Annotated in this window: 1 protein-coding gene; it reads left to right on the top strand. The window is 62.8% G+C overall.

The features are described 5' to 3' along the window. Window positions 1-392: alpha/beta fold hydrolase (locus A3764_RS00340; RefSeq protein WP_150122011.1), on the top strand; the 392-nt coding region annotated here is incomplete at both ends.

The raw sequence follows: 392 nt of genomic DNA, 5'->3' as shown, positions 1-392 counted from the left end.
GCAGGACGCACAGTTCTTTCACCGGCAATTGAGGGAATTGCTGGATCATGTGGGCGTGGGGGACGATATCACCCTCATCGGCTATTCGATGGGCGGTGCTATCGCCACGTCCTTCGCCGCCGAACATCCGGGCCGCATACAGCAACTGGTACTGCTCGCACCTGCCGGAATGCGGGTTCCGGCGGGGCGGATGATCAACATCATTCGCAGCAGTCCCCTATTGGGCGACTGGTTGATGCACGCCGTTTATCCGCGCCAGTTCCGCAAGGGGGTAGAGGCGGAGCGGGACCTTCCCAGTTCCGTCCCCGACATCGGAAAGCTGCAAACCGCAGAGCTGGACTCGCGCGGCTTCATCCGGTCCGTCCTGTCGAGCCTGCGCGGGATACTGGCGG

It is taken from the genome of Sulfitobacter sp. HI0129 (assembly GCF_001635395.1).
Classification (GTDB): domain Bacteria; phylum Pseudomonadota; class Alphaproteobacteria; order Rhodobacterales; family Rhodobacteraceae; genus Sulfitobacter.
Note: the sequence above shows the minus strand (reverse complement) of the source record. Positions and strands in the feature narration are given on the sequence as shown.